The 24,803-nt window shown below is 63.3% G+C and carries 25 protein-coding genes; 12 read left to right on the forward strand and 13 right to left on the reverse strand.

The annotated features are described in order from the left end of the window. The first annotated feature begins 59 nt into the window (after positions 1 to 59). Entirely contained in the window at positions 60 to 794 is a 735-nt protein-coding gene (locus tag OVA12_RS11175) for a glycoside hydrolase family 25 protein (RefSeq protein WP_268137326.1), read from the forward strand. Between the two features lie 146 nt (positions 795 to 940). On the opposite strand, the gene folK is transcribed toward OVA12_RS11175, so the two are convergent. From folK to OVA12_RS11195, 4 genes are all read right to left on the reverse strand, one after another. Continuing rightward, positions 941 to 1,459, reverse strand: a complete 519-nt coding sequence (folK, locus tag OVA12_RS11180) for a 2-amino-4-hydroxy-6-hydroxymethyldihydropteridine diphosphokinase (protein WP_268137328.1) — start codon at positions 1,457 to 1,459, stop codon at positions 941 to 943. Continuing rightward, on the reverse strand, positions 1,459 to 2,259 hold the full coding sequence (gene folP / locus OVA12_RS11185; RefSeq protein ID WP_442793875.1) for a dihydropteroate synthase: 801 nt from the start codon (positions 2,257 to 2,259) through the stop codon (positions 1,459 to 1,461). The genes folK and folP overlap by 1 nt, the downstream gene beginning before the upstream one ends. A gap of 185 nt (positions 2,260 to 2,444) precedes the next feature. Further along, on the reverse strand, positions 2,445 to 3,647 hold the full coding sequence (locus OVA12_RS11190; RefSeq protein WP_268137332.1) for a multidrug effflux MFS transporter: 1,203 nt from the start codon (positions 3,645 to 3,647) through the stop codon (positions 2,445 to 2,447). Between the two features lie 13 nt (positions 3,648 to 3,660). Further along, on the reverse strand, positions 3,661 to 4,119 hold the full coding sequence (locus tag OVA12_RS11195) for a MarR family winged helix-turn-helix transcriptional regulator (RefSeq protein WP_268137334.1): 459 nt from the start codon (positions 4,117 to 4,119) through the stop codon (positions 3,661 to 3,663). A 244-nt stretch (positions 4,120 to 4,363) separates the two neighbouring features. Here OVA12_RS11195 and typA point away from each other — a divergent pair, with 244 nt between their 5' ends. Next, on the forward strand, positions 4,364 to 6,184 hold the full coding sequence (typA, locus tag OVA12_RS11200) for a translational GTPase TypA (protein ID WP_268137337.1): 1,821 nt from the start codon (positions 4,364 to 4,366) through the stop codon (positions 6,182 to 6,184). A 135-nt stretch (positions 6,185 to 6,319) separates the two neighbouring features. On the opposite strand, the gene OVA12_RS11205 is transcribed toward typA, so the two are convergent. Further along, positions 6,320 to 6,763, reverse strand: coding sequence for a cupin domain-containing protein (locus OVA12_RS11205; RefSeq protein WP_268137339.1), 444 nt, complete (start codon positions 6,761 to 6,763; stop codon positions 6,320 to 6,322). A gap of 3 nt (positions 6,764 to 6,766) precedes the next feature. Further along, positions 6,767 to 7,540 carry a hydroxyacylglutathione hydrolase gene (gene gloB, locus OVA12_RS11210; RefSeq protein WP_268137340.1) on the reverse strand — a complete coding sequence of 258 codons (774 nt, stop codon included), beginning with the start codon at positions 7,538 to 7,540 and terminating at the stop codon, positions 6,767 to 6,769. Positions 7,541 to 7,677: 137 nt separating this feature from the next. On the opposite strand from gloB, the gene OVA12_RS11215 reads away from it, so the two are divergent. Next, positions 7,678 to 8,475, forward strand: a complete 798-nt coding sequence (locus tag OVA12_RS11215; protein ID WP_268137342.1) for a class I SAM-dependent methyltransferase — start codon at positions 7,678 to 7,680, stop codon at positions 8,473 to 8,475. A gap of 3 nt (positions 8,476 to 8,478) precedes the next feature. On the opposite strand, the gene metW is transcribed toward OVA12_RS11215, so the two are convergent. Both metW and metX read right to left on the reverse strand, forming a co-directional pair. Beyond that, a complete protein-coding gene (gene metW, locus OVA12_RS11220; RefSeq protein WP_268137344.1) occupies positions 8,479 to 9,111 on the reverse strand; it encodes a methionine biosynthesis protein MetW in 633 nt (210 codons plus the stop codon). Beyond that, positions 9,111 to 10,235 (reverse strand): homoserine O-acetyltransferase MetX, encoded by a 1,125-nt coding sequence (metX, locus tag OVA12_RS11225; protein ID WP_268138676.1) that lies wholly within the window; start codon positions 10,233 to 10,235, stop codon positions 9,111 to 9,113. The genes metW and metX overlap by 1 nt, the downstream gene beginning before the upstream one ends. A 319-nt stretch (positions 10,236 to 10,554) precedes the next feature. Here metX and pheA point away from each other — a divergent pair, with 319 nt between their 5' ends. From pheA to OVA12_RS11245, 4 genes are all read left to right on the forward strand, one after another. Further along, the gene (pheA, locus tag OVA12_RS11230) at positions 10,555 to 11,421 is read left to right on the forward strand and encodes a chorismate mutase (RefSeq protein ID WP_268137346.1); all 867 of its coding nucleotides are present in this window, start codon (positions 10,555 to 10,557) and stop codon (positions 11,419 to 11,421) included. Positions 11,422 to 11,487: 66 nt separating this feature from the next. After that, a complete protein-coding gene (gene hisC, locus OVA12_RS11235) occupies positions 11,488 to 12,594 on the forward strand; it encodes a histidinol-phosphate transaminase (protein WP_268137348.1) in 1,107 nt (368 codons plus the stop codon). Between the two features lie 96 nt (positions 12,595 to 12,690). Continuing rightward, on the forward strand, positions 12,691 to 13,608 hold the full coding sequence (locus tag OVA12_RS11240) for a prephenate/arogenate dehydrogenase family protein (RefSeq protein WP_268137350.1): 918 nt from the start codon (positions 12,691 to 12,693) through the stop codon (positions 13,606 to 13,608). A 102-nt stretch (positions 13,609 to 13,710) separates the two neighbouring features. Further along, complete coding sequence (locus OVA12_RS11245) at positions 13,711 to 15,714, forward strand: putative bifunctional diguanylate cyclase/phosphodiesterase (RefSeq protein ID WP_268137352.1); 2,004 nt, start codon at positions 13,711 to 13,713, stop codon at positions 15,712 to 15,714. A gap of 33 nt (positions 15,715 to 15,747) precedes the next feature. On the opposite strand, the gene OVA12_RS11250 is transcribed toward OVA12_RS11245, so the two are convergent. After that, on the reverse strand, positions 15,748 to 16,668 hold the full coding sequence (locus OVA12_RS11250; protein ID WP_442793876.1) for a polyprenyl synthetase family protein: 921 nt from the start codon (positions 16,666 to 16,668) through the stop codon (positions 15,748 to 15,750). A gap of 226 nt (positions 16,669 to 16,894) precedes the next feature. On the opposite strand from OVA12_RS11250, the gene mtgA reads away from it, so the two are divergent. The 3 genes from mtgA (at position 16,895) to OVA12_RS11265 (ending at position 18,619) form a co-directional block, all read left to right on the forward strand. Next, positions 16,895 to 17,677: a monofunctional biosynthetic peptidoglycan transglycosylase gene (gene mtgA / locus OVA12_RS11255; protein WP_442793857.1), complete on the forward strand. Its 783-nt coding sequence runs from the start codon at positions 16,895 to 16,897 to the stop codon at positions 17,675 to 17,677. Positions 17,678 to 17,822: 145 nt separating this feature from the next. After that, positions 17,823 to 18,008 carry a 50S ribosomal protein L32 gene (gene rpmF / locus OVA12_RS11260; protein WP_161677813.1) on the forward strand — a complete coding sequence of 62 codons (186 nt, stop codon included), beginning with the start codon at positions 17,823 to 17,825 and terminating at the stop codon, positions 18,006 to 18,008. A gap of 188 nt (positions 18,009 to 18,196) precedes the next feature. Continuing rightward, positions 18,197 to 18,619, forward strand: a complete 423-nt coding sequence (locus OVA12_RS11265; RefSeq protein WP_268137355.1) for a hypothetical protein — start codon at positions 18,197 to 18,199, stop codon at positions 18,617 to 18,619. A 42-nt stretch (positions 18,620 to 18,661) separates the two neighbouring features. On the opposite strand, the gene OVA12_RS11270 is transcribed toward OVA12_RS11265, so the two are convergent. The 3 genes from OVA12_RS11270 to OVA12_RS11280 form a co-directional block, all read right to left on the reverse strand. After that, positions 18,662 to 19,336 carry a septation protein A gene (locus tag OVA12_RS11270; RefSeq protein ID WP_268137357.1) on the reverse strand — a complete coding sequence of 225 codons (675 nt, stop codon included), beginning with the start codon at positions 19,334 to 19,336 and terminating at the stop codon, positions 18,662 to 18,664. A gap of 172 nt (positions 19,337 to 19,508) precedes the next feature. After that, entirely contained in the window at positions 19,509 to 20,237 is a 729-nt protein-coding gene (phbB, locus tag OVA12_RS11275) for an acetoacetyl-CoA reductase (RefSeq protein WP_268137359.1), read from the reverse strand. A 219-nt stretch (positions 20,238 to 20,456) separates the two neighbouring features. Further along, entirely contained in the window at positions 20,457 to 21,641 is a 1,185-nt protein-coding gene (locus tag OVA12_RS11280; protein ID WP_268137361.1) for an acetyl-CoA C-acetyltransferase, read from the reverse strand. Between the two features lie 323 nt (positions 21,642 to 21,964). On the opposite strand from OVA12_RS11280, the gene phaR reads away from it, so the two are divergent. Next, complete coding sequence (gene phaR / locus OVA12_RS11285; protein ID WP_268137363.1) at positions 21,965 to 22,567, forward strand: polyhydroxyalkanoate synthesis repressor PhaR; 603 nt, start codon at positions 21,965 to 21,967, stop codon at positions 22,565 to 22,567. Positions 22,568 to 22,621: 54 nt separating this feature from the next. On the opposite strand, the gene OVA12_RS11290 is transcribed toward phaR, so the two are convergent. Further along, positions 22,622 to 23,053: a GlcG/HbpS family heme-binding protein gene (locus tag OVA12_RS11290; RefSeq protein WP_268137365.1), complete on the reverse strand. Its 432-nt coding sequence runs from the start codon at positions 23,051 to 23,053 to the stop codon at positions 22,622 to 22,624. Between the two features lie 130 nt (positions 23,054 to 23,183). On the opposite strand from OVA12_RS11290, the gene ggt reads away from it, so the two are divergent. After that, complete coding sequence (gene ggt, locus OVA12_RS11295) at positions 23,184 to 24,779, forward strand: gamma-glutamyltransferase (RefSeq protein ID WP_268137367.1); 1,596 nt, start codon at positions 23,184 to 23,186, stop codon at positions 24,777 to 24,779. The last annotated feature ends 24 nt before the right edge of the window (positions 24,780 to 24,803 follow it).

Below are 24,803 nucleotides of genomic sequence, written 5' to 3' on the forward strand. Positions count from 1 at the left end.
AGGGAATTTGCCGCATTTTGAAGTGCAGTTTTTGTATTTCGTTAACCTGTGGGGTTCCCGTGATCGCGTTCACGCGCCGTCTTGCCGTCTTCCTGCTGACCTTCTCGCTCACCGCCTGTGCCTCTTACGAGGATCGTGATCCCGTCCCGACGGATTTCCCGATCCACGGCATCGACGTGTCACGCTGGCAGGGCGATATCGACTGGAACACGGTGCGCAAGGCCGGAACCCAGTTCGCCTACATCAAGGCAACCGAGGGCGGCGATTTCGTCGATCCGAAGTTCATGGAAAACTGGAACGCGGCCAAGGCCGCAGGCGTACCGCGTGGCGCCTATCACTTCTATTATTTCTGCCGGCCGGTCGAAGAGCAGATCTCCTGGTTCATCCAGAACGTTCCGGTTGATCCCGCGGCCCTGCCACCCGTCCTGGACATGGAGTGGAACGGCGTGTCCAAGACCTGCCGGACCCGTCCTCCGCAGGGCAAGATCGTTGCAGACATGAATGTCTTCCTCGATGCGCTGCAGGCCCATTACGGCAAGCGCCCGGTCGTCTACACGACGGTCGACTTCCACCGCGAGATCCTGGTGGGTCACTTCACGGCGCATGACTTCTGGATCCGTTCGGTCGCACGCCATCCGATGCACATGTATTCCAAGCGCGATGACTGGGTCTTCTGGCAGTACACCGCCGAAGGACGCGTCCCCGGCATCAAGGGCGACGTCGACCGCAACGTTTTCTTCGGCACCAAGCGTCAGTGGCAGCAGTGGCTGCGCGGCGAGTTGCCGAACCCGTAAACCGCGCAACCAGCGCCCGCATCTATGGGCGCTGGGTCTTCCTTTTGCCAAGGCGCTAAGATGCTGACGCATCACGCCTTGAAAACGCTCAGACGCCGCACGGGCTTGACCAACTCTCGGTGAGTTCAACTCACCGAGAGTTGGTCTTAGTCCTCGAGGCGAACAACGCCGTCGCGGTCGGGGCAGGATGCAAGCGCCTGCGCGACAGTAAGCCCGCCAGCAATGCGGGCCTCTGGCCAGATATCCGCGAGCGGCACCAGCACGAAAGCCCGTTCGGCCATGCGCGGATGCGGGACAGTCAGCTCGGGATGATCGAGCTCGGTGTCTTCATACAAGAGCACATCGATATCGATGAGCCTCGGCCCCCAACGCACATCTCGGACCCGGCCCATCTGCTTCTCCACTGCAAGGCAGCGGCGCAGCAGGTCCACGGGCGCAAGCGTTGTCTCGATGACGAGGCAGATGTTGCGATAATCATCCTGCGGCACCGGTCCCCAGGGCGGGGTCCGGTAGGCCGGTGATATCTCCAGCACACGAATGCCGGGGCTGGTATCCAGCAGGGCGATTGCCTGTGCCAGATTGGCCTTGGGGTCGCCCATGTTCGAGCCAAGGCCCAGCGCTGCGCGCTGCGGCCGGGCTGCGTGGCCCGTGTCATTCTGAAGCATCAACGTCCCGCCTCTGCCGGCACCAAAGCAGCCCGCTCCCGCCGCATCGCTGCCTGGATCGCAAGCGCTTCGACATGCGCCTTCACGTCATGCACCCGCAGGATGACCGCGCCACGCTCGGCGGCCAGCAGATGCACCGCCAGCGAGCCAAACAGCCGCTCGTCCGTCGGAACGTCCAGAACGGCGCCGATCATCCGCTTGCGCGATGCGCCCGCAAGAATGGGCAAGCCATGGCGGGCAAGGTGGTCAAGCCGGTTCAGGACCAGATAGTTCTGGTCCATCGTCTTGCCAAAGCCGAAGCCGGGATCGAGGATCTGCCGCTCACGGGCAATTCCAGCCTGATCCGCCAGCTGCATGGACCGTTCAAAGAAGCGATCCATGTCGGCAAGGATATCGATGGAGGCGTCGGCCTCGACCCGGTTGTGCATCATCACGACCGGCACGCCAGCAGCCGCCACGACGTCTGCCATGCCCGGATCCTTCTGCAGGCCCCAGACGTCATTGACGATTGCCGCGCCCAGCACGCAGGCACGCCGCGCGATATCCGCCTTGTAGGTGTCGATCGACACCGGCACCCCGAGCGCGATGACGGGAGCCAGCACCGGTTCAAGCCGCGACCATTCCTCGGCAGCATCAACAGCCGCCGCGCCCGGACGGGTGCTTTCCGCGCCGATGTCGATGATGTCCGCGTCCTCTGCGATCATGGACTTGGCATGGGCGAGAGCCGCATCCGCAGCAGCATGACGGCCGCCATCAGAAAACGAGTCCGGCGTGACATTGAGGATGCCCATGACATGCATCCTGCCCCCGTTGGTCTCGGGAGCTGGCAAGGAGTAAGGCGTGGAAGCCATGGCCGGACGGGTTTCCCTTCAGCGACAGACCAGCAGCTCTGGCGGCCGGGTCAAGTCGTGGGTCATCGCGTGTCACACCGGCAAGGTCAAGCCTCTTGCCCGGCAGATGGCAGCCGCAATCCGACCTTCCTGCCCTATTTGGCCCGTACCAGCGGCGTCAGCGCCAGATAGGACAGGACGGCCAGCATGGGCATGCCAGGTGCCACGATCAGCATGGCAAGGGAAGGATCGCCAAGCCAGGCCGCCAGAGCGCTGCCCAGAATGCCCGTGCCGAACTGCAGGAAGCCGGTCATCGAGGCCGCCGCCCCGGCCATCTGCGGAAACCCCTGCAGGGACGTGGTCATGGCCGCCGGAAGCACGGTTGCGAGGGAGAAGGCAAAGAGGCCAACGGGCAGCATCACGGCGAGGAACGACATCGGCAGCAGCTGATGGGTGGCCACCATGGCGGTCGACGCGAGGACAAGACCTGTGAGGCCATAGGGAATCAGGCGGTCCGCTTCAACGCGACGCAGCAAACGTCCGGTGACCAGCGTCCCGCTGATGAAACTGCCGGACTGGACCATCATGCCGAAGCCGAACTGGCTTGGTGACAGGCCCAGCTGATCGATCAGCACGAATGGCAGGATCGTCGCCAGCGTATAGATCGAGCCGATGCCGAAGCCGACCAGCAGGCTTGGCCGCAGGAAGCTGGGATCGCGCAGAAGGGTGATGTAGTTGCTGACCAGCCGCGCGGGACGCAGGTTCGCCCGGTCAATGAAGCGGTTGGTTTCAGCCATCCAGAGCGCGACGGCCAGCATCAGGACCACGCCATAGACGACCATGAACCAGAAGATCTCGCGCCAGCCGAAAAGCTCCAGCGTCAGTCCGCCGATGGTCGGCGAAATGGCGGGACCAATCGCCAGCATGGTGCCGATTGTGTTCATGATCCGCGCCGACGTCTGTCCGGTGAACTGATCGCGCACGATTGCGCGCGACACCGAGATGCCGACAGCAGCCCCGATGCCTTGCAGCGTGCGGGCAACAATCATCCATTCGACTGTCGGCGCAAAGGTGGCGAGCAGGGTTGACGCCAGATAGAGCAGCAGGAAAGCCAGTGTCACCGGCCGGCGGCCAAAGGCATCCGTCAACGGACCACAGATCAGCTGGGTCAGCGCGAAGCCGGCGAAGTAGGCCGTCAATGTCAGCTTGATCATCGAGCGGCTGGTATCGAAAGCCTCCGCCAGCACCGGCATGGCCGGTGTGTACAGGGCCATGGTAACCGGACCAATCGCGACCAACGCGGCGCCAAGGGCCGCCGTGCGCCGTTCGCTCATCAGGGAAGGGATGGATTCACGCATTGCGGACCTTCAATCAAACGCTTGTACGTAGAGACGATGGCCGTGCATCGGCGTCGCACAGGCTGGACAGAACATGCAGAAGCAGCCCATGCAGCTGCGCCGCCTGGGTATCATCGAGGCCGGCAGTCAGTTCTGATCGCACCTGAACGAGCGCCTCGTCGATGCGCAGCAGGACAGGCCTTGCCGCCTCGGTCAGTTCGATGATCCTGGCGCGCCGGTCTGCCGGATCCACGACACGGCGAATGATGCCGGCCCGTTCCAGACGGTCCAGATGACCGACAAGCGTCATCGGCTCGATCCCCATCAGTTCCGCCAGCACCCCCTGCCGCCGGCCGGGCATGCGACGAATGATGTTAACGGCCCGCGCCTCGGCCGATGTCAGCCCTGTGTCGACCTGCTCGAGGGCAGCTTCCAGCCTGCGGCGCAGCAGGCGCGCGACATCGGTGAGCAGCAGACCGAGCGGTGGCTGCAATGGTTCTGGGATCGATGAGAAGAGAGCCGGTTCGGTCATTTTGATAAGGAGCGCATATAATAAGGTTTCCTTATTAACTACACTCAGCTCCACCTTGCGTCAAGTGAAGCTGCCGCGTTGCACAAATCCGGCTTCCACACTATACAGGGCGCAACTTACCGTCCCGCCGCTCGCCGGTGGGCTGCCACTATGCAAAGACACGCGACTGCGGGCCCAGCGCCCGCAGTGTCTTTTGGAGCCATTAATGAAGCTGCGCAACATCGCCATCATCGCCCACGTCGACCATGGCAAGACCACCCTGATCGACGTTCTGCTCAAGAAGTCGGGCTCGTTCCGCGAGAACCAGCGCACCGAAGAGCGCATGATGGACTCCAACGACCTGGAGCGTGAGCGCGGCATCACCATTCTGGCGAAGGTGACTTCGCTGGTCTGGAACGACACCCGCATCAACATCGTGGACACCCCGGGTCACGCCGACTTCGGCGGTGAAGTCGAGCGCATCCTGCACATGGTCGACGGCGTCGTCCTGCTGGTTGATGCCGCTGAAGGCCCGATGCCGCAGACGAAGTTCGTGCTTGGCAAGGCCCTGAAGCTGGGTCTCAAGCCGATCGTCGCGATCAACAAGATCGACAAGCCCGAGCAGCGCGCCGAAGAAGTGCTGGACGAAGTGTTCGACCTCTTCGCCGCCCTCGACGCCAACGAAGAGCAGCTCGACTTCCCGGTCGTCTACGGTTCTGCCAAGCAGGAGTGGATGGCCAACGATCCAACCGGCCCGGCCGAGTCGATGGGTCCGCTGTTCGACCTCATCATCAGCCACGTCCCGGCTCCGACTGCCGAGGAAGGCTCGTTCCGGATGCTGGCGACCACCATCGAAAGCAACCCGTTCCTGGGCCGCATCCTTACTGGCCGCATCGTTGCCGGCGAAGCGATCCCGAACATGCCGATCAAGGCGCTGTCGCGCGATGGCAAAGTCGTCGAAACGGGCCGCATCTCCAAGGTTCTCGCGTTCCGCGGCCTTGAGCGCCAGCCGATCGAAAAGGGCGAAGCAGGCGACATCATCGCCATCGCCGGCCTGCAGGAAGCGACCGTCGCCGATACCCTGTGCTCGATGGACATCAACACCCCGATCACCGCACAGCCGATCGATCCGCCGACCCTGTCCATGACCTTCTTCGTCAACGACAGCCCGCTGGCCGGCACCGAAGGCGACAAGGTGCAGTCGCGCGTTATCCGCAAGCGCCTGATGGATGAGGCCGAAGGCAACGTTGCACTGAAGATCGAAGACACCGCAGAAGGTGACGCCTTCATCGTGTCGGGCCGCGGTGAACTCCAGCTCGCCATTCTCATCGAAAACATGCGCCGCGAAGGCTTCGAGCTCTGCGTCGGCCGTCCGCGCGTGGTGTACAAGTTCGACGACAAGGGCAACCGCCTGGAGCCGATCGAAGAAGTCACCATCGACGTGGATGAGGAACACTCGGGCGTCGTCGTGCAGAAGCTGTCCGAGCGCAAGGCCGAGCTGCGCGAAATGCGCCCGTCCGGCGGTGGCCGCACCCGTCTGCAGTTCCTCGCCCCGACCCGTGGCCTCATCGGCTATCAAGGCGAGCTGCTGTCCGACACCCGCGGCACGGCGATCTTCAACCGCGTGTTCTATGAATACGCCCCGTACAAGGGCGACATTCCGACCCGTCACACCGGCGTACTGATCTCGAACGGCGACGGTGAAGCGGTGGCCTACGCCATGTTCAACCTGGAAGACCGCGGCCCGATGATGATCGAGCCGGGCGTCAAGGTTTACCAGGGCATGATCATCGGCGAGCACACCCGTGGCAACGACCTCGAAGTCAACGTCCTGAAGGGCAAGCAGCTGACCAACATCCGCGCCGCCGGCAAGGATGAGGCCGTGAAGCTGACCACCCCGATCCGCCACAGCCTTGAGGCCGCGCTGGCCTACATTGCCGACGACGAGCTGGTGGAAGTGACGCCGAAGAACATCCGTCTGCGCAAGGCCCTTCTGGACCCGAACGACCGCAAGCGCGCCGAACGCGCTGCTGCCAAGGGCACCTGATTACTGCTTGTTGCAGCACCAAAAACGCAAAGGGCCGCCCATTCACCGGGCGGCCCTTTTGTTTGATGACCTTCGACCTAACCATCATCATCCCGGCCAAGCGCAGCGCCGAGCCGGGATGACCATCAAGGCTCGTCACTTGGCCGAAGGCTGCCAGCCTTCGGGGGCCATCTCGAACGTGTCAAAGATGAAGCCGGGCGCCACAGTGCAGCCGACCAGCGTGTAGTCGCCCAGGCTCTGCGCCTGTTGCCAGGCATGGCGGGGAACAATCGCCTGCGGATGCTGGCCACCCGGCAGGTCATCGCCCAACGTCACCAGCTGTGTCGTCTGGCCGTCCTCGCTCACCGACAGCTCGAGCGGCGCGCCGCCATACCAGTGCCAGACCTCGACCGCATCGATCCGGTGCCAGCGCGACACCACACCTTCCGGCAGCAGGAAATAGATTGATGTCGAGACAGGCCGGCCCGTCTCGTCGGTCTCGCTGTCACGGAACGCCTCGACATAGAACCCACCCTCCGGATGCGGCTGCATGCCCAGCTGGTCGATGATCTCGGTGAGGGAAAGGTCGGTGAGATGCATGGTTCAGAATGTGTCCTTTGCACTGCGCAATTTGGCGAAAACCTCGGCTGGCGACGCCCCGGCCAGTCCCAGGCGAGCCGCGAGCGCGGGGTCACCAGAACGCAGAAACGGGTTGGCGGCCTTTTCCCGGGCCATGGTGGTGGGCAGGGTAGGCAGATGTTCCGCCCGCAGACGGTCCACTTCCTGCGCCCGCTGGCGCAGGGCCGCATTGTCCGGATCCATGGCGAGCGCGAAACGGGCATTCGACTGGGTGTATTCATGGCCGCAGTAGATGACGGTTTCGTCCGGAAGATGCCGCAGCAGACGGGCCAGCGACGCCCACATCATTTCCATGTCCCCTTCGAACACCCGGCCACAGCCAAGCGAGAACAGGGTATCACCCGTATGCGCGATGCGCCCCTCGGGAAAATACCAAGAGATCTGATCCAGCGTGTGCCCCGGCGTTGCCAGTGCCTCCACGCGGGTGCCACCCAGATCGAGCACATCGCCGTCTTCGACGACATCATCGAGATCCTGGATCTTGTCGCGCGACAAGGCCGGACCGATCACGCGAGCCCCGGTCGCTTCCTTGAGCGCGCTGAGGCCCTGCACGTGATCCCAATGGTGGTGGGTGATCAGGATATGCGTCAGACGCCAACCGGTTTCGCGCAGCTCCTGCAGATAGGGCGCGGCATCCGGCACATCGATGGCCAGAACGGTCTGGGTGACCTCGTCCTTGAGCAGGACGCCGTAATTGTCGGACAGGCAGATGAACTGCCGCTGGGCAAAGCGGGGCATGAGCGTTTCCTCGGCCGTTGGGTTGGGCGGAGAGTGGCAAGCAATCACGGTCAGAGCAAGCGAAAGCGCGACCGCAAGACAGCTTGCGTTCAGCGGCGATGCAAGGTTCAATCGCGCCGACCTGAAGCGGATAGGCCATGTATCTCGACGTCGGCGATCTTCGAACCTTTTACGACCTCCCGCTTGGCCGCCTCTTGCGCAGTCTGGTTGGTGCCCGCATCCGCGCGCTCTGGCCAAGTGCGCGGGGCGAATCGCTGCTTGGTCTCGGCTATGCCGGTCCGTTCCTTCGCCCCTACATGGATGAAGCAGGGCGCTGTGTTGCTGCCATGCCGGCACAACAGGGCTGCGTGCACTGGCCGCGCGAGCGCGCCAACGGCGCGGTCCTTGTCGGTGTGAACGACCTGCCGTTCTCAGATGCCGTCTTCGACCGGGCCATCATCGTGCATGCGCTGGACTTTACCGGCGATCCGGCAGCCATGCTGCGTGAGGCCTGGCGGGTGCTGGTTCCCGGCGGCAAGCTGATCGTCATCGTGCCCAATCGCAGCGGCTTGTGGTCCCAGTCGGAAACATCGCCCTTCGGCTACGGCCGACCCTATTCCAAGGGTCAGATCCAGAGCCTGCTGAAAACCTGCCAGTTCGACGTGGTGGCAAAGGAGGAGGCGTTGTATCTGCCGCCGACACGCTCCCGCTTCATCCTGCGCAGCGCACGAACCTGGGAGGCGCTTGGACGCGCGCTCTGGCCAGCCTTCGGGGGTATCCTGGTGATCGAAGCCGAAAAGCGCGTCCACCGCGGTGTTCAGACGGAAAACGGCAAGAGCATGCTGCGCATCCTGCGGCCGGTGTTCGTGCCGGAGGGCGTGACCACAGGCATGAAACCGGCCGGCCCGGGCTCCGCCCGTCGCACCACCTTGTCAGGCAAACGGCGTCGCGGCTGACGCTCAGCGCTTGAGCAGGAACACCGCCTGTTCGCCAATCAGGTTCCACAGCCACCAGGGCGCTGAAAAGCCGATACGATCGCCCTGACCACTCAACGCGACTGCCTTGACCACGGTGGCATCCATCTCCTCCACCAGCGCGACGAAATCGCGAATGGAGCAGAAGTGGATGTTTGGCGTGTCGTACCACTGGTAGGACAGGTACTTCGTCACCGGCATGCGTCCGCGCCAGAGCAGCTGCATCCGATTGCGCCAGTGAGCGAAATTCGGGATGGACACGATAACCTGGCCGCCGATGCGCAGGAGCTGCTCCAGCACGCCCTTCGGGTCCCGCGTTGCCTGCAGGGTCTGGCTGAGGATGACAACATCGAAGGCATTGTCCGGGTAGTCGGACAGATCCATGTCGGCGTCGCCCTGCACCACAGACAGGCCTCGCGCCACGGCCTTGTTCACGCCGCTCTGCGACAGCTCGATGCCACGGCCATCGATGTGGCGCCGCTCGGTCAGGAGCTGCAGCAAAGCACCGTCTTCGCAGCCGACATCGAGAACGCGCGCGCCCTCCGGCACCAGATCGCAGACGACAAGGTGATCGCCGCGAATGGTCACAATGCTGCTGGATGGGGTTGCAGGGGTCATCAGGCAGCTCCTCCAGGGGCAGGAATTCCGCGCGCACGCGCCGCGCCGGTCAGGAAGCCGCGCACGGTGCGGAACATCTCCGGCTCATCCAGCAGGAAAGCGTCATGGCCCCGGTCACTGACCACCTCGACAAAGGAGACGTTGGCGGCGGCCGCATTCAGCGCGCGCACGACAGCCTTGCTCTCTGAAGTCGGGAACAGCCAGTCCGTGGTGAAGGAAATGACGCAGAACCTCGTGTTGGTCCGCAGGAATGCCTTGGCCAGTGATCCGCCGTGCTCGGCGGCAAGATCGAAGTAATCCATGGCGCGCGTGACATAGAGATACGAGTTCGCATCAAAGCGGTCGACGAAGGTCATGCCCTGATGCCGCAGATAGCTCTCGATCTGGAAATCGGCATCAAAGCCGAAGGTCAGCGCTTCGCGGTCCTGCAGGTTGCGCCCGAACTTCTGGTGCAGGGAGGTGTCCGACATGTAGGTGATGTGGGCCGCCATGCGCGCGACCGAAAGGCCCTTGCTCGGACGCTTTCCGGCCTTCAGATAGGCGCCACCGCACCAGTCCGGATCCGCCATGACGGCCTGCCGTCCCACTTCATGGAAGGCGATGTTCTGGGACGAATGCCGCGCGCCGGTCGCAATCGGGATGGCCGAGAACACTTTCTGCGGAAACAGCGAGGCCCATTGCAGCACCTGCATGCCGCCCATCGAGCCGCCAATGACAGAAAACAGCGTGTCGATGCCCAGATGCTCTACGAGACGCGCCTGCGCCCGGACCATGTCGCGGATCGTGACCAGCGGCAGGGTCAGCGCATAGGGCGCGCCCGTTGCCGGATCGGTCGACGCGGGGCCAGTGGTGCCCATGCAACCACCGAGCACGTTCGAGCAGATGACGAAGTAGCGGTCCGTATCGACCGGCTTGCCCGGGCCGACCAGCATCGTCCACCAGCCGGGCTTGCGCGTCACCGGATTGGTCGAGGCGACATACTGGTCCCCCGTGAGGGCGTGACAGATCAGGATGGCGTTGGACCGGTCGGCATTCAGCGTGCCGTAGGTTTCATAGGCAATCTGCCACGGGGACAGGATGACACCGGAATCCAGCGGCAGCGCCTCCTCCGCACCGCAACGCATGCACTTGCTGCTGGGCGTGTCGATTTCGCGCCGTTGCGCCAGTTCAAGATCCGCCGGAGTAAGGCCGGCGGTGACCGGGCCGTCCTGGACTGGTGTGTCGGTCATGGTCCGCAGCAACGTCCCTGTTCTTGAGCTCCAATCAATGGAGCCGTTCCGCGCCTGTCTTACAGGGGATGGTCTGGCCAAACCACCCGTTTCAAGGGGTTGTTAGCTAGGGTTGCACCCCCTGTGGTGTCAATGTTTTCTTTTGCTTTCCCGGTTGCTCCTGCCTATGACTATCCGCCGCGACGACAGCAGTTTCAGGAAGGCCCATCCCGTCATGACCAACGACCAGGCCCCCTCATCGGCCCTCGACGCCCTGCGCCAGCGGATCGACACCATTGATGCCGAGCTGCACCGCCTGCTGCAGGAGCGCGTGCGGGTGATCGATGGTATCGTAGCCGCCAAACGCGCCAGTGGCAGCGACGGCGTCATGTTCCGCCCCGACCGCGAGGCTGACATGATGCGCCGGCTCGTCGAACGACATTCGGGCACCCTTCCGCTCACCACCGTCGAACATATCTGGCGCGAGATCATCACGTCCTGCACCCGCCTGCAGGGCGAGTTTGCCGTGCATCTCGACGGCGGCGCGGATGTCGCCGATATGCGTGATCTGGCCCGCTACTATTTCGGCTTCTCCGTCGACATGGAATCGCCCGGCGACGCGGCCGACGTAGTTGGCACCGTGGCGGCCTCGCATTCGGACCTTGGCCTGATCTCGCTGGCCGAGCGGGCGGAAGTGCCGTGGTGGCGCGGCCTCGGCGTGGACGGTGCGCAGGTCATCGCCCGCCTGCCGTTCTTCCTCGCCCACGAACGACCGGCCGATCTCGATGCCGTTGTGATCAGCCGGCCGGTTCCGAACGCCGGCGTGCCCGACACCGCCGTGTTTGACGCCCGCTGGACCGGCGTTCTGCCGGGCAGCCTCATGAACACCGGCATCGAGGTTCTGAGCTTCTTCCGCACGGCAGATGGCGTCGACGCACTTCTGGCCGCCTCTGGCGACATGAGCGAAGACGATGTCCGCGCGCTGTGCACGGCTGCGGGCGCCGAGCCGGATGTCATCCGGTTTGTCGGTGGCTACGCTGCACCGATCGACATCGAGATTGGCACTGACAGCGATGACGATTTCGCGCCGGATGCTGACTGATCCGACGCAGACTTGGCTTCAGGGCCGGACCGACGGCCAGACATGGATTTGAGTTGAGGACCTGACATGAGCAACAGCACCAAGAGCCGCCCGACACCGCGCGCAGGCATCCTGGACATCGCGCCCTACGTGCCCGGCAAGTCGAAGGCCAGCGGCGGCGCAAAGGTTTACAAGCTGTCGTCGAACGAGTCGCCGATCGGCGCGAGCGAAGCTGCCAAGGCCGCTCTGGCCGAAGTTGCCGGCAAGCTTGAACTCTACCCGGACGGATCGTCCAGCGCGCTGCGCGAGGCTATCGGTGAAGTGATCGGCATCAACCCCGATCGCATCATCTGCGGCGCCGGATCGGACGAGATCCTGTCGCTGATCGCCAACACCTACCTCGCCCCCGGCGACGAAGCGATCTACTCCGAATTCGGCTTCCTCGTGTACCCGATCGCCATCCGGGCAGCCGGGGCAACGCCCGTGGTCGCACCGGAAAAGAACATGACGGCGGACGTGGATGGCATCCTTGCCCTCGTCAACGCCAAGACCAAGATCGTGTTCCTGGCCAATCCGAACAATCCGACTGGCACCTATCTGCCGTTCGACGAAGTACGCCGCCTGCACGCCGGGCTGCCGGGACATGTCGTGCTGGTGCTCGACGCGGCCTATGCCGAGTATGTCCGCCGCAATGACTACGAAAGCGGGCTGGAGCTGGTGGCGACGTCCGACAACGTGATCATGACGCGCACCTTCTCGAAGATCTATGGCCTCGCCAACCTCCGGCTTGGCTGGTGCTTCGGTCCGGCCGAGATGATCGACGCCATGAACCGCATCCGCGGGCCGTTCAACGTCTCCGGTCCGGCCATGGCTGCCGGCATTGCCGCGATCCGGGACCGGGCCTTTGTCGAGAAGGCCATTGCCCATAACGAAGAGTGGCTGCCCTGGGTCACGTCGCAGCTGGAAGCCCTCGGACTGCAGGTCACGCCGAGCGTCGGCAACTTCGTGCTGGTGCATTTCCCCGATACCGACGGCAAGCGGGCCAAGGATGCTGACGCCTATCTGTCCGAACACGGCTTCATCCTGCGCGCGGTTGCCAACTACGGCATCCCGGGTGCCCTGCGCCTGACGATCGGGACGGAAGAAGCCAACCGCGCCGTGATCGCCGCCATTGGCGATTTCCTGCGCGCATAACTCCGCTTCCGGCTGCACCGCCTCTCATCGCGGGCAGCACCTTGAATCTGGCCTGGCAGACATCTGCCAGGCCCCGCAACTTTGCAAGACCAGAGCATGTCCAGCGCCCATTTTGACCGCATCGCCCTGATTGGTATCGGCCTGATCGGATCCTCGCTTGCCCGGATCATCCGGCAAGAAGGCCTCGCCCGTGAAATCGTGATCTCGACCCGCTCGCCGGAGACGCTGGCCCGCGCGGAAGAGCTGAAGCTCGGCGACCGATATTGCACCGATGCCGGCGAAGCGGTCGTGGATGCGGATCTGGTGATTGTCAGCGTCCCCGTCGGCGCCAGCGAAGCAGTTGCCCGCGCCATCGCTTCGCACCTGAAGCCGGGCGCGATTCTGACGGATGTCGGGTCCACCAAGGCTTCGGTCGTATCCCAGATGGCCCCTCATGTTCCCGAGGGCGTTCACTTCATTCCAGGGCACCCGATTGCAGGTACGGAACACTCCGGCCCGGACGCGGGCTTTGCCAGCCTGTTCCAGAACCGCTGGTGCATTCTGACCCCGATCGAGGGCACCGATCCGTCGGCTGTCGACCGCCTTGCGGCCTTCTGGACGGCCTGTGGCTCGAATGTCGATGTGATGGACCCCCAGCACCATGACCTGGTGCTGGCGATCGTTTCCCATCTGCCGCACATCATTGCCTACAACATCGTCGGCACGGCGGACGATCTCGAAACCGTCACCAAGTCGGAAGTGATCAAGTATTCCGCGTCGGGCTTCCGTGATTTCACCCGTCTGGCCGCCTCTGACCCGACGATGTGGCGCGATGTCTGCCTGCACAACAAGGATGCGATCCTCGAGATGCTGTCACGGTTCTCCGAGGACCTCGCAGCGCTTCAGCGGGCGATCCGGTGGGGGGATGGTCAGGCGCTGTTCGACCTTTTCACCCGCACACGTGGCATTCGTCGCTCGATCATCGAGGCTGGACAGGAAACGGCAGCGCCGGATTTTGGTCGCCAGAAGTCCTGAACGGTAACGGTTTCTTATGCATGTCGCGAAGCGGCATGCAAATGATCAGAATATCTTAGCATCTGACTGTGCGTAATTCCCTCTGGAGCAGAGAGGGTAACCATGCGGGTATTTCCGGGGCACACTGATTTAAGGCTGATTGCGGGTGTCGTATTTGGCGCGCTGGCGTTTTTTGCCGGCGCCTTTTTTGTTACGGGCCTGGCCGTCAATCACTGGATCGAAAAGGATTCCGCGACTCACTCGAAGTTGTGGGCCGAAACACTCGCCAGCCATATCCCCGACCTGCAGCAGATCGCGGAAGGCGTTCCGCCGTCGACCAAGGCGCTTGACCAGATCGAAATGGCCAAGGGCATGGGCAAGGTGTTCCGCTTCAAGGTCTTCGATCGCGACGGCCGCCCGCGGCTGGTGTCCGACGCCACGGGCACAAGCGTTGCAACCGAACAGATGCTGGCAACCCACAATCCGACCGCAGCGCAAGTGGTCGCCACCGGCCAGACCTTTACCATTGTGCGTGATGGAACTCCGGAAGGTCGCCCCGCAACCTATGCCTCGACATATTTGCCCATCATGCGCGATGGACAAATGATTGCGGTGATCGAGACGTATGTCGACGAGTCCGAGACCGCAGCGCTGTTTCGCCGGGAGCTGACAACCGCCGGGATTGGTATCAGCCTTTTGCTGGTCGTTCTCGTGATCTTGCCGTTCATAGCGTTGCGCCATTTCGCCCGTGCTCGCGCCCTCAGTGACGCGCGTGCATCCTTTCTGGCTCAGCATGACAGCGTAACGGGCCTGCTCAACCGGCCGGCGTTTCTGAACAAGCTGGACAAATGCATTGGCACAGGGACAGGCGGCGCAAATGCACTTGCGATCCACCATATCGATATCGATGGCTTCAAGGCCTTGAGCGAGGATCTCGGGCCGGATCTCACGGACGCTCTGGTCCGGATGGTCGCGCTCAGGGCGCGCGACATGGTGCGTACGCATGATTTCGTCGGCCGGCTGGGCACTGATGAATTGCTGGTCGCTCAGTGCGGCATCAAGTCCCGGGATCAGGCCGAGGCGATGGTCCGCCGTCTTCAGGCGCGCCTGAGCGAGCCTTATGCACTCGATGACCGCGACATTCGGCTGTCCTTCAGCATCGGCTCTGCCCTGGCACCAGACGATGCTGCTAACGGCCGTGACCTCGTCCATAAGGCGGGACTCGCCCTGATGTTCGTGAAGAACGCCGGCGGTCAGGACTCCGGCTTCTTCCGCGACACGATGGAAGACGACATGCAGCGCCGGAGGACGCTGGAGCGCCGCCTGCGCCAGGCGACGCGTGAACAGGACTTCGTCTTGTACTTCCAGCCGATCATGGGCGTCGCGAACGCGCGCGTAACAGGCTTCGAGGCTCTGCTGCGTCTGCCGGACGGCAACGGCGGCCTGATCATGCCGAACGAATTTCTGCCGCTGGCCGAAAAGCTGGGCCTCCTGCCGCAAATCGGCGACTGGGTGCTGGCGACCTCCTGCGCTGCAGCCACGCAATGGCCGGACGGCATCGCCATCGCCGTCAACCTGTCGCCATCGCAGTTCGCCGAGGGCACATTGCCGGCGCGCGTTGCGGCTGTTCTTGCGGAAACCGGCCTGGAACCTGCCCGGCTGGAACTGGAGATCACCGAAAACCTGCTGCTGCGCGACGACGCCTCGGTGATGGCCCAGCTGGCTGACCTCAAGGCGCTCGGCGTCAGCATCGTCATGGACGACTTCGGTTCGGGCTACTCAAGCCTCAGCTACCTGTGGCGTTTCCCGTTCGACAAGATCAAGATCGACCGCAGCTTCATGGCCGCCTACACCAACTCCGCCGAAGCGATCCAGAAGATCCTCTCGGCGACCGTCGCCCTCGGCCACGCACTGAACATGCAGGTGACGATCGAGGGCGTGGAGACCGTCTTCCAGGCACGGGCGCTGGAAACCGTCGCCTGCGACCGGTTGCAAGGCTACCTCTTCGGCAAGCCCATGGCCGATATCGAAATTCCCGCAAGCCTGTTGCGGGAGTTCCTCCACACGATCAACCAGTTGGCCGAGCAGGCAGAAACCAGAACTCAGGACCCGGCAGTCGCCATGTAAGTGGCCTCCGCTGAGGCATCCGGCCTGTCGGGCTCAATGGCCCCGGAACGCAACAAAGGCAGCGATGTCTGACAGGCGTTGACCGGCATCGCCGAGTTCACCTACGAGGCTGGCGGCCTCATCGACCAGCTGGTGGAGGATTGCCCGCGTCTTGTCTGCGCCATAGAGACTGACGAGCGTTGCCTTGCCGGCATCGGCGTCTTTGCCGGTGGCCTTGCCCATTGCTTCTGGCGTCGCCTCAAGATCAAGCAGATCATCGGCGAGCTGGAACGCAAGGCCAATCACCTCGCCATAGCGCCGCAGCCGCATCACATCAGCGTCGCCGGCATCGCCGAGCCGGGCACCGGCCTCGCAGGCATATCGCAGCAACGCCCCGGTTTTCATCGCCTGAAGCGTGCGTATCTCCTGCTCCCCGAGCGTCTTGTGCTCCGCCTGCAGATCGAGCATCTGCCCACCCGCCATGCCGCCCACACCGGCCGCGCGGGCCAGATCCCGCGACAGGGTCAGCCGTACGGCAGGATCGGGATGGACGGCCGGGTCAGCAATCAGATCGAAGGCCAGCGTCAGCAGGCTGTCACCGGCCAGAATGGCGGTCGCCTCGTCAAATGCCTTGTGCACGGTCGGCAGGCCGCGGCGCAGGTCATCGTCGTCCATGGCAGGAAGATCATCATGCACAAGCGAGTAGCTGTGCAGGCACTCGAGTGCCGAAGCAGCGACCAGCACGCCGTCATCCATACGGCCAAACGCGCGGGCGCATTCCACCATCAGCAACGGGCGCAGGCGCTTGCCACCATTCAGTGTGCCGTGGCGCATGGCGGCCAGAAGCCGTTCAGGCCTTGTCAGTTCACCGGGGCGCGGCTCCGCCGACAGGGCCTGACCGATGGCCTGTTCCATTTGCCGGCCGATGTCGCGAAGCGCGTCTTCGAGCCAAGTCACGCCGATGCCGTTGCCCATGCCGATCCCGTCCCGTTCGATGTCCCTGCCCCGTCTCATCCAGCTGGAGGCACAAGGCGCTGCTTTGGCCTTGGGTGTCCGGTTTTCCGCGTTGCGTCAAGGCTCTTGCCCCGACTTGGACGGCCGGCCACTTTGACGCAGTCGCCCGGCGCATGTAGAACGCTTGCAAGAGCGCCACATCCGGCAAACGATCCGGCTTGCGGCACAAGGGGCGGCTGGCTGCAAAATGTTTGAACCTGTGGCAGGAGACAGCCGGCGGGATGATCCCTCTGGCGCAGAACCGGAACTGGAGCCGGTCCAGCCAATGGGGGAACGCCGACAGCGCAAGGGCCTTGGCCGCCGTCTCGCCCGGGCTGTGATGATCGGCTTGCTGGTCCTCGTCCTGGCACCACCGGTGCTGACGCTCATCTACGCAGTCGTACCTCCGGTCAGTACCCTGATGCTTGGCCGCTACGTTCAGGGCCTCTGGGTCGACCGGCAGTGGCGATCTCTGGACGAGATCTCCCCCAATCTGGTGCGCGCGGTGATCACCTCGGAAGACAGTGCGTTCTGTTCGCACGACGGTGTGGACTGGGATGCGCTGGAAGGCCAGATCGAACGCCTCAACGCCGGCAAGGACGCGCGCGGGGCCAGCACCATCACGATGCAGCTGGCCAAGAATCTTTTCCTCTGGGGCGACCGCAGTTTCATTCGCAAGGGCATGGAACTGCCCCTCGCCATGATGCTGGACCTGATGCTCACCAAGCGGCGGATCATCGAGCTCTATCTCAACATCGCTGAATGGGGCGAAGGAATCTTTGGTGCGGAGGCCGCTGCCCAGGCCTGGTTTGGCAAGCCGGCCGCCAAGCTGACGCAGGCCGAAGCTGCACGTCTGGCGACCGCACTGCCCAATCCATTTCTGCGCAATCCCGCCAAGCCGGGCCGTGGACATGCCCGGCTTGCGCGGACAAACGAGACCCGTGTCGGTCAGGCAGGAGACATTTTTTCCTGCGTGCTGACACGTCCTTAAGCGGGATAAGAAAAATTCTGCTTTCCTCTGGCAAAGCCCGGCCTTTGCCTGTATAAGCCCCAACATTCCGACACGCTGCGTGGTACCACGCCCCGGGCGAACCCGGTCCGGGCCGCGTGAACTATGGACTACGGAGAACAAGAACATGGCCGTTCCGAAGAGAAAAACCTCGCGCATGAAGCGCGGTTTTCGCCGTTCCGCGGACGCCCTGAAGCAGCCGACTTACGTCGAGGACAAGGATTCGGGCGAACTGCGCCGCCCGCATCACGTCGACCTCAAGACCGGCATGTACCGGGGCCGTCAGATCCTGCAGGTCAAAGACGACGTCTGATCCAGGATCGCTGCGGCGACTGAAATCCTGATCAAGGCCGGCGGCAACGCCGGCCTTTTTCATATCTACTGCTTGCTTGAGACATTTCAGTCCGGCGATCAGGATATGATCCTGGCTATGCTGGGGCGAACCGCGCACAACACCGCTGGTTCCATCCTGATCCTGCCGCCTGTTACAGGAGCACACCCATGCCGATGCTTCTCTCTGTTCCGCTGACGCTGGTGCCGCTGGCACTGTATAATCTCGTCGCCTTCGGCTGGTTCGGACCGATTGCCGGCGACCCATGGTTCGCACCGGTCCTGACGGTGGAAATGGTCTCATCAGCCCGGTTCACGCTGGTTCTTGGCGACATCATGCTGAGCCTCGCACTCGGGCTGCTGTTCATCGAGATCCTGAAGGCAACCCGCACCGGCGTTGCCGTGCTGTCCGATCACATCCTGTCGATGCTGGTCTTCGTCGTCTTCCTGATCGAGTTTCTGACCGTGCGCCAGGCTGCCACGTCGACATTCTTCCTGCTGATGGTGATCGCCGCCATCGATGTCATCGCCGGTTTCACGATCACGATCACCGGCGCGCGGCGCGACGTCAGCTTTACCGGCAACGGCGATTGACCGACGCCGGGCGGACGCAATTGCCCGCCCGCGTCTCCAAGCTCACTCGGACTTCTGTGCCGCTTGGTCGGAAGGATCCGGCAGCGAGTGCCGCTGGATCAAAGGCAGCTGGAACAGCGTGAACACCAGCGTCATCGGCATGATGCCGAAGACCTTGAAGCTGACCCAGAAGTCGGTCGAGAAGCTGCGCCAGACCACCTCGTTGACGCCGGCAAGGAACAGGAAGAACAGGCCCCAGCGCAGCGTGAGCACTCGCCAGCCTTCATCGGTGAGGCGGAACGCGCTGTCGAAGACATAGCCAAGCAGCGAGCGCCCGAACAGGAGGCCGCCCAGCAGCACCGTGCCGAACAGGGTGTTGATGATCGTCGGCTTCAGCTTGATGAAAAGCTCATCGTGCAGCCAGAGCGTCAGCGCGCCAAACACCAGCACGATGATGCCGGACACCAGCGGCATGATCGGCAGGCGCCGCGTCAGCCACAGGGACACGCCCAGCGAAATCGAAATCGCCACCATGAACGCCGCAGTGGCAAGGAAGATCGGTCCGCCAACGACGGCGAGCCCCGGAAATGCAGCCTGGATCTGCTCTCCACGCGCGTTGAAGAGGAAGAACACTCCGAGCGGACCGAGTTCCAGTGCCAGCTTCAGCAATGGCGGCATGTCCTTGCCGCCCATTTCCTTGAGCCGCTGCGGGTCATTCGGGGCGCGTTCCAGATCCATGTGGTCTCCAATGGCGGCTTGGCCGCGAGCTTGATGCTTATTCGCAGATAGGAACAGCGTGTGCTCCGGGTCAACTGCAAAGGCCCGGATTTTCCGGCAAAGAACCATTTGCGCGCCCGAAACAAAAAGGGCGCCCGTAATGGGCGCCCCGAAACACCGACCCGGAAACGGATCAGCCGTTGGCGATGTACTGGCCGCCGTTCAGTGTCAGCACCGCGCCGGTCATGAAGGCAGCGCTGTCAGCTGCCAGGTACACAACCGCCTGAGCCACTTCCTCCGGATGGCCGAGACGGCCTACCGGAATGCCAGCCACGATCTGCTGCAGCACCTTCTCCGGCATGGCCGCGACCATGTCGGTGTTGATGTAGCCCGGGCAGATAGCGTTGACGGTGATGCCCTTGAACGCGTTCTCCTGCGCCAGAGCCTTGGTGAAGCCGATGACGCCTGCCTTGGCGGCGGAGTAGTTCGCCTGGCCCATCTGGCCTTTCTGGCCGTTGATCGACGAGATGTTGATGATGCGGCCGAAGCCACGGTTGCGCATGCCTTCGATGACCGGACGGGTCATGGTGAACATGCTGTCGAGGTTGGTCGACAGCACGGCGCGCCACTGGTCGAAGCTCATCTTGTGGAACATACCGTCGCGGGTGATGCCCGCATTGTTGACCAGGATTTCGATCGGACCGAGTTCGGCTTCAACCTGCGCAATGCCCTTGGCGCATTCCTCTTCGTGGGCGACGTCCCACTTGTAGACGTGGATGCCGGTGGCCGCCTTGAATGCTTCTGCCTTTTCGGTGTTGCCGGCGTATGTCGCGGCAACAGTGTAGCCCGCTGCCTTCAGTGCGAGGGAGATGGCCTCGCCAATGCCTCGCGTTCCGCCGGTAACCAGTGCGACCTTGCTCATGCTCGTCTCCCCAATGCTTCGGGCCTTGTGACACGCGGCCCCGTTCCCTTCCTATTCCCCATTCCAGACGGTGATCGCAATTCGCCTTTCGGCCGGGATCCTGCCGTCATTTCGGCTGCGGGCAAGCAACTGGCGTGCTGCCCGCAGGAAACGATCTCGCTGCCCGTGCTGGCACGAGTGCCTGCACGGGCGATGAACATCTGACGGATCGATCGTCGGTCAGGCGCGCTCGAGGCACATGGCAACGCCCATGCCGCCGCCGATGCACAGCGTGGCAAGGCCCTTCTTCGCGTCGCGGCGGCCCATTTCGTGCAGCAGCGTCACGAGGATGCGGGCACCGGATGCGCCGATCGGATGGCCGATGGCAATCGCACCACCATTGACGTTGACGATGTCCGGGTTCCAGCCGAGGTCCTTGTTCACGGCACAGGCCTGGGCGGCAAAGGCTTCGTTGGCCTCGACCAGATCCAGATCGGCAGCGGACCAGCCAGCCTTTTCAAGCGCCTTGCGCGAAGCCGGGATCGGACCGGAGCCCATGACGGCCGGATCAACGCCAACGGTTGCCCAGGAGGCGATGCGGGCGAGAGGCGTCAGGCCACGGCGCGCGGCCTCGGCAGCGCTCATGACGACCAGCGCCGCGGCACCGTCGTTGATGCCCGAAGCGTTGCCAGCGGTCACCGAACCGTCCTTGGTGAAGGCCGGGCGCAGCTTGGCCATGCTGTCCAGCGTCGCGCCATGACGGATGTACTCGTCATCCTCGATCACCTTGTCGCCCTTGCGGTCGGCAACAGTCACCGGGGTGATCTCGTCCTTGAACTTGCCAGCCTTCTGCGCGGCTTCGGCCTTGTTCTGAGACGCAACGGCAAAGGCGTCCTGTTCGTCGCGGGAGATCTGCCACTTGAGCGCGACGTTCTCGGCGGTCTGGCCCATGTGGTAGCCGTTGAAGGCATCCCAGAGACCATCCTTGATCATCGTGTCGATCATCTTGTAGTCGCCCATCTTGTAGCCGGCGCGCATCGGGGCGCAGTGCGGCGAGAGCGACATGTTTTCCTGACCGCCGGCAATCATGATCGTGGCGTCGCCGCACATGATCTGCTGCGCTGCGACAGCCACCGTCCGCAGGCCGGAGCCGCAGACCTGGTTCAGCAACCAGGCGGTGGAGCCTTCGGACAGGCCGGCTGCGATCGCCGCCTGACGGGCCGGGTTCTGTCCCTGACCTGCGGTCAGCACCTGGCCAAAGACAAGTTCATCGACTTCAGCAGCCGCGACACCCGCCTTGGCGAGCGCGGCCTTGATCACCGTCGCGCCCAGTTCATGGGCAGGAACGTTGGCGAAGGAACCGTTGAAGGAACCCACTGGGGTACGGGTAGCACTGACGATGACGACGTCGGTTGAAGCGCTCATGAAGACCTCCGGATGACTATTTCCCCCAAGGACACGGCAGATCCCCCTCTGTTTTTTTCGGATCCGGCGCCCCCTACTCGACCCCGACTAGAAACCGCCATCCGGCGCAAGTCAACCAGTCTGGCCGCTGCTATTGCAGTGCAAACCGTCATCCTTTCGTCAAGCAACATGAAAGGGGTGGCCAGACACGCAAAGATTGGCATAGTCTCGGTTCCGGAGGAACGGTGGCGGGTCGAAAGGCTTGGCACCAAACAGGAACTTGCCGCCGCGGCGCGTGGACCAGAGCATGGTCCGCCTGCGGTCTGCCGGGAGAATAAGACAAGATGGCAAAGACCAGCGAGCCGACGATCATCAAGAAATACGCCAACCGTCGGCTCTACAACACCGGCACCAGCACCTACGTCACTCTTGAAGACCTTGCGGTCATGGTGAAGGGTGAAGAGGACTTCGTCGTGTTCGATGCGAAAACTGGCGAAGACATTACCCGCGCTGTCCTGACCCAGATCATCGTGGAGCAGGAGGGCAAGGGCGGCCAGAACCTGCTGCCGATCACGTTCCTGCGTCAGTTGATCCGCTTCTATGGCGACAGCATGCAGGGGCTTGTACCCAGTTACCTTGAATTCTCGATCTCATCGCTGACCAAGGAACAGGAAAAGCTGCGCGGTCACATGACCGAAGCCTTCGGCTCCTCGGCACTGGAAGCCATCGAGGAGCAAGTCAAGCGCAACACAGAGATGTTCGAACGGGCCATGAAGATGTTCATGCCGTTTGGCATCGGCGGCACCGGAACGCAGACGAGCGCAGACGCCGCGCAACCCGCCGCACAGCGCGCGGCACCGGCCAGCAGCTCGGACCTGGATGACCTGAAGAAGCAGCTCGCGGCAATGCAGAAAAAGATCGACGCGTTGGGCACCGACAAGTCCTGATATCGCCCCCGACGCAAGCAGCTTGCGTCGGGGACAGTCTGTTTCGCGTCCTTGTCAGCCGCAGTCGGACAAAAGTCCGGCTGCCATGACGCCAGCGACGGCACAGGCTTCGTCATTGTCCGACGTGTCGCCGGTGATCCCGACCGCACCGATGACTTCTCCATCCTGATCCTTGACGAGTACGCCGCCCGGCACCGGCACAATCGCGCCGCCAGATGCTCCATTGAGCGATTGGACAAAGTGCGGTCGCTTCTCCGCCGCTTCATGCAGCCAGCGTGATCCGGTCCCGACCGCCAGAGCCCCGTAAGCCTTGCCGCTTGCGATCTGCGGTCGCAGGATCGATGAGCCATCCTGCCGTGCCATGGCGACCATATGTCCGCCAGCATCAAGGACAACCACGGTCAACGGCTTCAGCGACAAGCTGTCCGCTTTTTCGAGAGCGGCAGAAATGATTGTCTGTGCTGTCGCAAGTGTCATCTTTCCCATGGACTGGAATCTCCGCTAGAACTTGGATCCGACAACAATGGGCTAGCACGACGCTCCGGCAAAACACAGAAAGCCCACGCGGAAAACACTTCCGCCGGAGCGGAACAAATTCATTCGGGGGAACAGCCAATTGGCTCGCAACTTTGACTTGCCCGGCCGCTCGCCGGTCATCGCGTCCCGCGGCATGGCCGCCACGTCTCATCCACTGTCAACGTCGGCAGCAATCGAGATCCTGCAAGATGGCGGCAACGCCGTCGACGCAGCAATCGCGGCCGTGGCTGTTCAGTGCGTGGTCGAGCCGCACATGACCGGGCTTGGCGGCGATTGCTTTGCCATCGTGACTGAAGCAGATGGCCACATGGCCGGTTTCAACGGCTCGGGTGCAGCCCCACGCGCGATCAGCACGGCTGCCCTCCGCGATCAGGGGCTGAGCGAGATCACGCCGGACAGCGTGCACGCCATCACCGTGCCCGGAGCCGTTCGTGCCTGGGAAACCCTGCTCAAGGCCCATGGCAGCAAGCCGCTGAAGAAGCTGCTGCGCCGCGCCATCTCCTACGCCCGCGACGGCTTCCCCGTCGCCCCTCGCGTTGCCCATGACTGGGTGCACAGCGTCGGAAAGCTCGCGGCAGATCCGGCCAGCGCGAGCACCTATCTCGTCAACGGCGAAGCGCCGAAGGCTGGCGACATCCTGCGCCTGCCCCGCCTCGCCGACACGCTGAGCGCGATTGCCAGTGGCGGTGCCGACGCGTTCTACACCGGCGACATCGCGCAGGACATCGTGGCGACGCTCAGGGCGCGCGGCAGCTTCATGACGCTGGATGATCTCGCCGCCTGCCACACGACGGCCGTAGCCCCTGTTCTCAAGGACTATCGAGGCCACACGATCGCCGAGCTGCCGCCCAATGGTCAGGGGCTGGTTGCCCTGATCATGCTCGGATTGCTGGAGCGTTTTGACGGTGCTGCGCTTGATCCGATGAGCCCGGAGCGGCTGCATCTCCAGATGGAGGCCGCCCGGCTGGCCTACGCGATGCGCAATCGCTTCATTGCAGATCCAGGCCATATGGATGTCTGCCATTCGGCCCTGATCAGCCCGGAGGCGCTCGACCAGCTGGCCGCGCAGATCTCGCCGGACAAGCGCAATGATGCCATCGCAGTGCCAAGCCTCGCGCCGCAGACGGACACGGTCTACATCAGCGTCGTCGACAAGGACGGCCTTGCCGTGTCCTTCATCAACTCGATCTTCAAGGAGTTCGGATCCGGCGTGCTCGCGCCGCAGTCCGGCGTGCTGTTGCACAATCGTGGCTGCAGCTTCCGCGTCGAACCCGGCCATCCGAATACCATCGAAGGCGGCAAGCGGCCGATGCATACCATCCTGCCGGCCTTTGGCCTGAAGGATGGCGCGCCCTGGATGTCCTTCGGCGTCATGGGGGGCCACTACCAGCCCTGCGGGCACGTCCATGTGCTGACCAACATGATCGACCATGGAATGGATGTGCAGGAGGCGATCGACGCCCCGCGCCTGTTCCTTGATGACACATTCACCAAGCTTCAGGTCGAAAGCGGGATTCCCGAGGCAGCTGTCGCTGGCCTTGCCGCGCGCGGACATGATGTGGTGCGCGCAAGTGCACCGATCGGCGGGGCGCAGGCAATCCAGATCGACCGCAAGCGCGGCACACTTACAGGCGGCTCCGATCCGCGCAAGGATGGCCACGCCGCAGGGTATTGAGCACTTCGCCCGGACCGTCACGCG

The sequence above is a fragment of the Pannonibacter sp. SL95 genome (genome assembly GCF_026672425.1).
In the GTDB taxonomy this organism is placed as follows: Bacteria; Pseudomonadota; Alphaproteobacteria; order Rhizobiales; family Stappiaceae; genus Pannonibacter.

What these genes read in the sequence shown, in the direction of transcription:
- folK (WP_268137328.1), bottom strand. Translation starts at nt 1,459, where the DNA reads ATGCTTCAGAATGACACGGGCCACGCAGCCCGGCCGCAGCGCGCAGCG.
- folP (WP_442793875.1), bottom strand. Translation starts at nt 2,259, where the DNA reads ATGCATGTCATGGGCATCCTCAATGTCACGCCGGACTCGTTTTCTGAT.
- OVA12_RS11190 (WP_268137332.1), bottom strand. Translation starts at nt 3,647, where the DNA reads ATGCGTGAATCCATCCCTTCCCTGATGAGCGAACGGCGCACGGCGGCC.
- typA (WP_268137337.1), top strand. Translation starts at nt 4,364, where the DNA reads ATGAAGCTGCGCAACATCGCCATCATCGCCCACGTCGACCATGGCAAG.
- OVA12_RS11205 (WP_268137339.1), bottom strand. Translation starts at nt 6,763, where the DNA reads ATGCATCTCACCGACCTTTCCCTCACCGAGATCATCGACCAGCTGGGC.
- gloB (WP_268137340.1), bottom strand. Translation starts at nt 7,540, where the DNA reads ATGCCCCGCTTTGCCCAGCGGCAGTTCATCTGCCTGTCCGACAATTAC.
- OVA12_RS11215 (WP_268137342.1), top strand. Translation starts at nt 7,678, where the DNA reads ATGTATCTCGACGTCGGCGATCTTCGAACCTTTTACGACCTCCCGCTT.
- metW (WP_268137344.1), bottom strand. Translation starts at nt 9,111, where the DNA reads ATGACCCCTGCAACCCCATCCAGCAGCATTGTGACCATTCGCGGCGAT.
- metX (WP_268138676.1), bottom strand. Translation starts at nt 10,235, where the DNA reads ATGCGTTGCGGTGCGGAGGAGGCGCTGCCGCTGGATTCCGGTGTCATC.
- pheA (WP_268137346.1), top strand. Translation starts at nt 10,555, where the DNA reads ATGACCAACGACCAGGCCCCCTCATCGGCCCTCGACGCCCTGCGCCAG.
- hisC (WP_268137348.1), top strand. Translation starts at nt 11,488, where the DNA reads ATGAGCAACAGCACCAAGAGCCGCCCGACACCGCGCGCAGGCATCCTG.
- OVA12_RS11240 (WP_268137350.1), top strand. Translation starts at nt 12,691, where the DNA reads ATGTCCAGCGCCCATTTTGACCGCATCGCCCTGATTGGTATCGGCCTG.
- OVA12_RS11245 (WP_268137352.1), top strand. Translation starts at nt 13,711, where the DNA reads ATGCGGGTATTTCCGGGGCACACTGATTTAAGGCTGATTGCGGGTGTC.
- OVA12_RS11250 (WP_442793876.1), bottom strand. Translation starts at nt 16,668, where the DNA reads ATGGGCAACGGCATCGGCGTGACTTGGCTCGAAGACGCGCTTCGCGAC.
- mtgA (WP_442793857.1), top strand. Translation starts at nt 16,895, where the DNA reads ATGTTTGAACCTGTGGCAGGAGACAGCCGGCGGGATGATCCCTCTGGC.
- rpmF (WP_161677813.1), top strand. Translation starts at nt 17,823, where the DNA reads ATGGCCGTTCCGAAGAGAAAAACCTCGCGCATGAAGCGCGGTTTTCGC.
- OVA12_RS11265 (WP_268137355.1), top strand. Translation starts at nt 18,197, where the DNA reads ATGCCGATGCTTCTCTCTGTTCCGCTGACGCTGGTGCCGCTGGCACTG.
- OVA12_RS11270 (WP_268137357.1), bottom strand. Translation starts at nt 19,336, where the DNA reads ATGGATCTGGAACGCGCCCCGAATGACCCGCAGCGGCTCAAGGAAATG.
- phbB (WP_268137359.1), bottom strand. Translation starts at nt 20,237, where the DNA reads ATGAGCAAGGTCGCACTGGTTACCGGCGGAACGCGAGGCATTGGCGAG.
- OVA12_RS11280 (WP_268137361.1), bottom strand. Translation starts at nt 21,641, where the DNA reads ATGAGCGCTTCAACCGACGTCGTCATCGTCAGTGCTACCCGTACCCCA.
- phaR (WP_268137363.1), top strand. Translation starts at nt 21,965, where the DNA reads ATGGCAAAGACCAGCGAGCCGACGATCATCAAGAAATACGCCAACCGT.
- OVA12_RS11290 (WP_268137365.1), bottom strand. Translation starts at nt 23,053, where the DNA reads ATGGGAAAGATGACACTTGCGACAGCACAGACAATCATTTCTGCCGCT.